This window comes from Paenibacillus sp. J22P143 (genome assembly GCF_059692035.1).
The window spans coordinates 1-1,154 of sequence record NZ_JCAUAQ010000072.1 but is presented as its reverse complement, the minus strand read 5'-3'; the positions used below and the strand labels follow the sequence as shown (position 1 = coordinate 1,154).

1 protein-coding gene is annotated in these 1,154 nt (G+C 42.2%); it reads right to left on the bottom strand.

The window, feature by feature from the left end; genetic code table 11:
- Positions 1-1,058 (bottom strand): IS1182 family transposase (locus AC58PQ_RS29545; protein WP_497247963.1); only part of this gene is annotated, 1,058 nt, incomplete at its 3' end.
- Between the last annotated feature and the right edge of the window lie 96 nt (positions 1,059-1,154).

Below are 1,154 nucleotides of genomic sequence, written 5' to 3'. Positions count from 1 at the left end.
TTTTTAATTCCATCACCTTCGACATACGTAAATTTCAATGTCTTTCCTTCAGGACACAAATACGTGTCTAATTCTTCATCATATTGAAAAGGTTTACCTTGAACGGCCTCGATACTGCTTTCTTTAACGATTGGTGAGATGTACCCTTCAATATTTTGCGTTTCTAAAGCGTGATGCACCACTGCGCAGTCGTATCCTTTGTCAGCACAAGCTCTTTTAATTTCTAGATTAAACTTCTCTTGCTGAGCAGCTAATCGCCCTGCGTATGGCTCGTGGTCATTCACATTACCCGGAGTTACATGGATATCCGTGATAATTCCGTGGGCCGTGTCGATACTGGTATGGCTCAGATAATGAAATCCGATCGGCTTTTTGGGCCGATTCATCAGACCAGCCTCAGGATCAGTCAAGCTTTGGGTAGCTTCTGCTTGGATAATGGTTGTCGGGCGATCCTGTTTTACCGTTCCGCACTTCTTCTTTCCTTCAGCCTCACGCTCTACTTGCCGCTGACTCTCAAGCCGCCGCGCCTCTTTTTCTAATTCCTCCAAGTATTCTGACGGCTTCTTATCCACCTTCACTTTTTCAGAATGGCTAAGCGATGCACTAGCTTTAACGTGAGTCGAATCCGTTACGATGACTTCCCCTGTTACTATTCCTTTTTGTATGCATAACGTCACAATGTGATCGAATATCTCTTGAAAGATAGAGCTGTATTTAAACCGACGACGCCGATTCTGACTAAGAGTAGAATGATCTGGAACGGATTCCATAAGATCAAGTCCTAAAAACCAACGATAAGCTAGATTCATTTTCACTTCTTCTTCCAACTTACGTTCAGAGGAAATTCCGTATAAATACCCAATGAGCATCATTTTCATGAGAAGTACAGGATCAATGGATTTACGGCCGACGAGGGAATAGAGATGCTTCACTTTGTCGTAAATGAAAGTGAAGTCCAGTTCTTGTTGAATAATTCGCAGCAAGTGATGTCGTGGTACATAGTCCTCCAAGTTTAAAAAAATAAACTGGTGCTGCTTATCTCCGTTAACCCCCATCATAATCCGATCCCTCCAAATAGAAAAACTGCATAGAAATAAATTCTACGCAGTCTTTAGAAAAACCTCTCAATATTGTATGTGTTTGTCAACAGCCCC